Genomic DNA, 5,850 nt, shown 5'->3' on the forward strand with positions numbered 1-5,850 from the left:
AATGTTATCTAGTTTTGAAGGAATATGCCTTCATAGTTTGGTGATGATGGCAGAGAGGTCACACCCGTTCCCATACCGAACACGGAAGTTAAGCTCTCTAGCGCCGATGGTAGTTGGGACCTTGTCCCTGTGAGAGTAGGACGTCGCCAAGCAAGCTTAAGACGAGTCAGAATGACTCGTCTTTTTTGTGTTTTATAAAATAAGCTCGTTATCTGTAGTTTTCTTGAGCTATAAATAACGAGCTTATTTGTGTTAAAAAATAGCAATATGAAATTTCAGTAAAGCTCTGTTTATTATAGTTCTGCTGTATTTTTCACATCAATGAGCTCAAATCGTTCGCAAACGAGTAGCATATCTTTAGAAAAAGTAAAACCAAGCTCATTTAGTTCCTTTGTAAAAAAACGAACATGGGTGTTTCTCCAGTAATTATAAGTACGATCGCCTTCGCCTTCAGCGATGGCGAATTCTTCGCTTACTTCATTCATCGGTGTTACAGTTACTTCTATTGTCTTAATAATCGCTACAGGTTCATCCTGACTATTGAGTATAATACTATAATCATTAGTCGTTGGTAGTGGTTCATTTTCTAATTCATAAAAAATGTGACCGGAGCATGTTGCGGTTTTGATACCGTCAATTACTAATTGTGCAAGATAATTAGGGGAATCCCCAAATTGCCAAGCTGTAACAGATGCTGGTTTTTCATTGTTTCCCCAATAAGTATCCCAATATGTTTGTGCTAATGGGTTCATTTGTATCGTTACCTCACTCTAATTAATCTTTAGTTTTTTTTATAATTCCTGAGAAATTTACTTATTTGTTATGCCTTTGTACTCATTTAAAATTTGTATCGGTGTGTTGCGAATTAAGAAAGAGAATATGCGGAATGAATATGGTTTGTAAACACGTTCTGTCCATATATGTGATTTTTAATTTTCCAATTGTGTCGTACGGTAAAGGATATAACTGTTTGAAGAATATTCGGATTATTAAGGGCGATTTATTACAACTATGCCATATTGAAGTGAGTAATACTAGAGGTGAAATAGAGAAAAAACTGATATTCCAACTTGAATATCAGTTTAGTAATATGTGACTTATATGAATCTATAGCAATATGAAAAGCGTAAATAAGATAGCCAGCAAAATACGATAATATGCAAAAGGTTTTAAACCAATCTTCTCTAAAAGCTTCAAAAAAGTTACTACGGCTAGCATTGCTACTATAAAAGAGGTAATGAATCCTACCGCAAACATAGGGATGTCATCAACGCTTAAATATTTCCAACTTTTTAATAAGTCTAAGCCTGTAGCTCCAACCATTACAGGAAGAGCAATGAGAAAAGAGAATTCAGATGCGGTCTTATAATTTACTTTCGCTAATAACCCTCCAGAAATAGTAGAGCCAGCTCTAGAGAAGCCAGGATATACCGCTAAGCATTGAAATAATCCAATTGTTAATGCTTGACGGTAGGTTAAATCATCCAGTGAATAGGCGGTTGCTTCTGTCTTTTTTACTTCTGCAAAAATCATAAGAATTGCTCCTGCTACAAGCCCAATGACGACAGTATATGGCTGGAATAAGTATGTTTTAATAACATCATGTAATAGTAATCCAGCAACTACCGCTGGGAATACACCAAGAAATACATGGAATGCGTTGAATTTTTTCTCTTTTCGTAGAAGAGGTTTAATATTACATAAAGAAACAAGACGTTTATAGTATAAAATCGCAATAGCTAAAATTGCTCCTAACTGTATAACGATTTCAAAGGTCTTTGCTCTTTCTCCTTCGAAACCTAATAAATGTCCGACTAATATAAGGTGGCCAGTAGAAGAGATAGGTAAAAATTCTGCTAATCCCTCTACAATACCGAGTATGAAGGCAATGATGATATCGCTCATAGTTTCACTCCTATAAATTAATGAATATCTACTCTCTTAAAATAGAATAGTGTTGCAATACATCCGAAAATTGCTGTTGCTGCAATGATGATATAAGAATACTCTGGTGGATATGTGGGTTGTAATTCGTTATTTGCGATATCTAGAGTAGCGGTCCACGGAAATAGATCTTTATGTTTAGAGTTCACGAGCATAAGGTTAGTCATTGTAATAATGACCGTTAATATAATAGGTGGTACATAGGTCTTCATTACAACGGTTAATAGTACAATAGGTGAAGACAATAGAAAGAGAAGTCCACCACATATTAAAAATTTTACGAGAGAGCTTAAGAGTAAGATGGTGCTAAATCCAGGGAAGCTACCTATTAGCCCTAATAATAAAGTTAGTGCCCAAGCGACTAAAGTAAGCATAATAATCCAAAGAAAGAGAATAATGAACTTACTTATAATAAAGCTAATGCGTGAGACTGGAATAGTTAGTAAATGTTTTAGTGTATCTTCTGTATATTCACGGGTAAACAGATAAGCAATCACTACCCCATATAAGGGGAATCCTATAACTAAAGTGGTATATAAGTTAACTTCAGTGAATAGTTGATGGAACAAAATAGTTGGAGTAGGTTGTTTTGTTTTTATGTGTATATAAGACGCTACGACCACTAAGAAGGGGGCGACGCCAGCCCCGATAATGCTAATCAAAAACATATTGGAACGTTTTAATTTTAATAGTTCTGTATAGAGCAGCTTAACCAATTGTTCCACCTCCAACTAGATTGGTGAAATAATCTTCTAATCTGTCTTCGCTCATCGCCATTTTTAATACATCAACATCGTTAAGAACGAACGTTCTGTTTATGTGTCCTTGCTGTCCAAAATGAGAATAAATACGAATATTCCCTTCATCATGTACTTCATAATCAAAAATTTGAAGATGATTTTCTAATAGCATCGTGGCTCTATTGTCATTATTCACTTGAAATTCTATGTACTTACGGTTGGATTTGCGTAGCGTATCAAGAGAAACTTCTTCTAGTAACTTTCCTTCGTGGATAATTCCCATACGATCGACTAGTTGTTCTACTTCAGCTAATATGTGACTAGAAATGAGTATCGTTATATTTCTTTCCTGAGCTAAAGATTTAATGAGTTTTCGCATTTCTTTAATACCGATTGGATCGAGTCCATTAGTTGGTTCATCTAGTATGAGTAGTTCTGGATAGTGGAGAAGAGCACGTGCAATTCCTAAGCGCTGCTTCATTCCTAAAGAATACTTTCCTACTAACTTTTTTGTTTCGTGCTGTAAGCCTACTATTTCTAATGCTTCTTCAATGGCATTCTTTTTGTGGATCCCAATTATCTTTGCATTAATTAATAAGTTTTCTTTTGCAGTTAAGTTTTCATAAAACCCTGGAACCTCAACGATAGAACCAATTCTTCTTAAAATATCTTTTTGATTTTGAAATAAATCCTCTCCGAATATTTCAATGTTTCCACTTGTAGGCTTTATAAGGCTAAGTAGCATACGTATGGTTGTTGTTTTGCCCGCACCGTTGCGTCCTATGAATCCATAAACTTCTCCTTGTTGAACATTAATATTTAGATTATCTACTGATTTTTGAGTGCCATATACTTTAGTAAGGTTAGTCGTTTTTATAATTGTATGTATAGGAGACACCTACTTTCTATAAGTTCTTACTTACATAATAAGAAGGAAGGCTTAACTGCATATTAATCATTTCTTAACTATTTCTTAAAAGAAGTGTATTTTGGAATGGAAAAACCAAAAGTAGTTCGTTTCCATGGGATACTTTCAACCCATATATGCCCACCATTTCTCTCAACGAGCGCTTTAGAAATCGAAAGCAAGAGACCGCTACTACCAAAAGAGGAGGTTCTTGATTGTTCGCTTCGGTACATTCGCTCAAATATGTTTTGTAAATCATGTTTTGGAATGCCAGGGCCTTTGTCCCAAATAAGAAGTTCATATTCTGTATTGGTTTCTAGTAGTTCGATTCCTACTGTTTTCCCATCTTTTCCGTAATAAATGGCATTTTTTATTAAATTACCTATAATTCGCATAAGGCTAAGGTGATCTGCGATGATAGGACAAGTAGATTCTGGTATAAGAACCTGTAGTTCGATATTATGTTTTGAGAGTTCAGGTGAAAAATCGATTAAAACTTCTCTAGTAACTTCAGAAAAATCGAGTTCTTCTTCTTTTAGTGGGAATTCATTGGCGTCTAGCTTTGCCATATTGAATATTTCATCAACTAGATGTTTTAAGTTATTTGATTTCATATAAAGTATTTTAAGATATTCTTGCTTTTCTATTTCAGAAGCAGCTACTCCATCTTTTAAAGCATCGATATATCCAATAATGGAGGTGAGTGGTGTTCGGATATCATGCGAGATACTAGACAAAAGTTGTTTTCTAGATTTCTCGTATCTTTTTGCTTCAATCCGAACCTTTTCTAATTCAGCTATTAGTTCGTTTATTGAAAAAACGATATTATGTAAGGAACGGTCATTGCTTGTGAATAATCTCGTTTGTAAATTTCCGTTTAATACACGACTTAATTTAGTATTCATTGATTTGTGATTTTGAATGAATTGTATCCTTGAAAAGAAGAGATAAGTTGTAATTAAGATAAGGGTAATAAATAAAGACATTTTTACTCTTGGGCCCATTTGTATATTTAAAAGTCCGCAAACTTATAACCAATTCCCCATATAGTTTGAATGAATTTTGGATTAGAAGGATCGATTTCTATTTTCTTTCTAAGTTTTCGAATATGTACCATAACGGTATTGTCATCTTCTATATAATTATCGTCCCACACATTTCGGAAGAGCTGCGTTTTTGTAAATACTTGCCCTGGGTTTGAAGTAAAGAATTTTAATAGTTCCAGTTCTTTTCCGGTTAAGTTGATTTCCTCTTTATTTGTATGAACTGTATATGTATTTAAATTGATAGTGAGTCCTTTAAAAGCTAAAGTTGTTTTTTCTTGAACGGTATTGTTACTTCCAAGAACTAAAAAACGCCGTATAAGAGCTTTTACTCGTGCAACCACTTCGTGAATGCTGAAAGGTTTCGTAATGTAATCATCAGCGCCAATGCTTAAACCTAAAATTTTATCAACTTCGTGATCTTTAGCGGTCAGCATTAATATCGGTACGTTAGTTTTATCTCTAAGCTTTCTACATACTTCAATACCATCTACTTTTGGCATCATAATATCTAATATAACGAGGTTATAATTTTTTTGATTAAATAACTGCAAGGCTTCATCGCCGTTAATCGCAGTATCTACCATATATAATTCTCGTTCTAAATATATTTTTAATAAATTTCGAATTTCTTTATCATCGTCTGCTATAAGAATACGTATATCTTTCATATTATCACCTGTTTCTAATAGAGTTTTATTGGTAGTACAACACGATAAGCAAAGAGGTACATTAGGGAATACAATAACTCTCTAATTATATACTAGTATTTGTTAAAATAAGGTTGCTAGTTTCTTTAGGGAAAACATTCTTATAAATTAAGTAAGGTTTGACGAATGAAGTATTTAATTGAATATGTTTCGGAGGATAGATTTAGTAAAGAGAAGGAGAAGAGAGTTTCTCGTTAATGAAACTACTGTAAGGGCTTATATAGCCTAAAGGGTATTAATATATTTAAATTAAATTTCTTTGTAAAAAGGTGTTGACGATTAGAGTATAGAGGTGTAATATAGAACAAGTCGCCGATGCAATAACGCAGAAAACGACAAACGAAATAAAAAACTTAGTTGACATCAATTAACGAAAATGTTAACATAAGAGAGTCGCAAATGAGCGACCAAGTAGTTCTTTGAAAACTGAACGAAACAAACAACGTGAAACGTCAATTTTTATTTTTAGATGCTAGACAAACTAACTTTATTGGAGAGTTTGATCC

At 33.7% G+C, this 5,850-nt stretch carries 6 protein-coding genes and 1 rRNA gene; 1 reads left to right on the forward strand and 6 read right to left on the reverse strand.

The features are described from left to right. Positions 1-36: 36 nt before the first annotated feature. Positions 37-152, forward strand: a 5S ribosomal RNA gene (gene rrf, locus DPQ31_RS01385). Positions 153-293: 141 nt separating this feature from the next. Here the strand turns inward: rrf and DPQ31_RS01390 are convergent. The 6 genes from DPQ31_RS01390 to DPQ31_RS01415 form a co-directional block, all read right to left on the reverse strand. Then, positions 294-752, reverse strand: coding sequence for an ASCH domain-containing protein (locus DPQ31_RS01390; protein ID WP_098712044.1), 459 nt, complete (start codon positions 750-752; stop codon positions 294-296). A 355-nt stretch (positions 753-1,107) separates the two neighbouring features. Next, positions 1,108-1,905, reverse strand: coding sequence for an undecaprenyl-diphosphate phosphatase UppP (gene uppP / locus DPQ31_RS01395; RefSeq protein WP_001279969.1), 798 nt, complete (start codon positions 1,903-1,905; stop codon positions 1,108-1,110). Positions 1,906-1,922: 17 nt separating this feature from the next. Continuing rightward, positions 1,923-2,660 carry an ABC transporter permease gene (locus DPQ31_RS01400; protein WP_208731473.1) on the reverse strand — a complete coding sequence of 246 codons (738 nt, stop codon included), beginning with the start codon at positions 2,658-2,660 and terminating at the stop codon, positions 1,923-1,925. Next, positions 2,653-3,582 carry an ABC transporter ATP-binding protein gene (locus DPQ31_RS01405; RefSeq protein WP_097959919.1) on the reverse strand — a complete coding sequence of 310 codons (930 nt, stop codon included), beginning with the start codon at positions 3,580-3,582 and terminating at the stop codon, positions 2,653-2,655. Before DPQ31_RS01405 ends, DPQ31_RS01400 begins: the two co-directional genes overlap by 8 nt. A gap of 68 nt (positions 3,583-3,650) precedes the next feature. Further along, positions 3,651-4,595, reverse strand: a complete 945-nt coding sequence (locus DPQ31_RS01410) for a sensor histidine kinase (RefSeq protein WP_208731474.1) — start codon at positions 4,593-4,595, stop codon at positions 3,651-3,653. Between the two features lie 8 nt (positions 4,596-4,603). Beyond that, positions 4,604-5,305, reverse strand: coding sequence for a response regulator transcription factor (locus tag DPQ31_RS01415; RefSeq protein ID WP_208731475.1), 702 nt, complete (start codon positions 5,303-5,305; stop codon positions 4,604-4,606). Positions 5,306-5,850: the final 545 nt, after the last annotated feature.

The sequence above is a fragment of the Bacillus sp. COPE52 genome (assembly GCF_003355115.1).
Lineage (GTDB): Bacteria > Bacillota > Bacilli > Bacillales > Bacillaceae_G > Bacillus_A > Bacillus_A toyonensis.

What these genes read in the sequence shown, in the direction of transcription:
- DPQ31_RS01390 (WP_098712044.1), bottom strand. Translation starts at nt 752, where the DNA reads ATGAACCCATTAGCACAAACATATTGGGATACTTATTGGGGAAACAAT.
- uppP (WP_001279969.1), bottom strand. Translation starts at nt 1,905, where the DNA reads ATGAGCGATATCATCATTGCCTTCATACTCGGTATTGTAGAGGGATTA.
- DPQ31_RS01410 (WP_208731474.1), bottom strand. Translation starts at nt 4,595, where the DNA reads ATGGGCCCAAGAGTAAAAATGTCTTTATTTATTACCCTTATCTTAATT.
- DPQ31_RS01415 (WP_208731475.1), bottom strand. Translation starts at nt 5,305, where the DNA reads ATGAAAGATATACGTATTCTTATAGCAGACGATGATAAAGAAATTCGA.